This window comes from Microcoleus sp. Pol17C6 (assembly GCF_036701145.1).
Lineage (GTDB): Bacteria > Cyanobacteriota > Cyanobacteriia > Cyanobacteriales > Microcoleaceae > Microcoleus.
Genome location: NZ_JAUBQH010000180.1, coordinates 1 through 1,122 on the forward strand (window position 1 = coordinate 1; position 1,122 = coordinate 1,122).

Consider the following 1,122-nt stretch of genomic DNA (forward strand, 5'->3'; position numbering starts at 1 on the left):
ATTGGAGTTTAGACTAAGCACAAATTTACTCAGCCTTCGCTGAGTAGAAGTTATGGTGAATTTAGAGAGAGCTGATCAGGTTAACTAATCGATTTTGACGAGTTTTGGAACCTACCTTTACCCTTTTTGACCACAGGATAGCGACATCTTGGAGTGCGAGGTTTTCCTGTTTGCCATCCGTCTGAATTTCCTCGCCGTTTCGGAGCAACAGCCGGACTTCCAATCCTGACTAAAAGTGGAAGCATTGATTGTACAACCCTTCCCGGCGTCAATTCAGGGAGAGACTTTTGCCAGGGCAAACGAATTTCTGTGACGACATCTTTAGCTAACCATAATTGCCATGTTAGCAATGGCATTAAATCACTCCATCGTTCGCATTGTTCAGGAGTGCTTAGCTTCGGCACAGTCCAATGCAAGGTTTGTTTAGCTAACCGATACCAATGCTCGATCGTAAAACGACGTAGATATAGTTGCCAAATTTCAGCCAGAGACGGCATTTGGATACCAACCCACACTAACCACAAAGGTTGACTGTTTAATCGACCCGTTACAGTTTCTAGACGTTCGACTAAAATCAGAGTCATTGGATGTTTGGGACTACCTCGAAAGTGCAAGTCATCCCATTTTTTTAACCGAATTTTTCCGAGTTTGGGTTCAACAGATTCGAGGGTTTGTTCTGGTTCCCACCAGCTTTGAGAGTCGTTGAGCTTAAACTGTTGACCGTGAATTTTGGGTCTGCCTTTACCACTATAGGCTGGGGGCGTTGACCATAAGCAACGATTGGAGCGAATACGCATTAGTTTATCAGCAGCGATTGCAGCGGTGGCTTTAACCAAAGGGGCGCACCCATATTCACTATCAAATAGAGCGATCGGTCTATGCTGAAGATATTGACATACTTGTGCCAATTGTTCAGCGCCTTTACCGATTGGGTTGTCCCAACTGGTAATACGTTCATGTCTTAACGGCAGTGCCCAACTGCCGCTCATCGAAGGTATCAGTGCGATCGTACTATATCCCTGACCGATGCCGACAGGTATACCGTGGGGTAAGGCTGTGGGTTGATGTTCATAGGTACGTTCTTTGAGGGTACGTGCATGGGGTCTTAACCATGCCGTATGA

1 protein-coding gene is annotated in these 1,122 nt (G+C 45.8%); it reads right to left on the minus strand.

What is annotated here, in order from left to right:
• Positions 1-80: 80 nt before the first annotated feature.
• Positions 81-1,122 (minus strand): transposase (locus QUA25_RS29315; protein WP_333043220.1); only part of this gene is annotated, 1,042 nt, incomplete at its 5' end.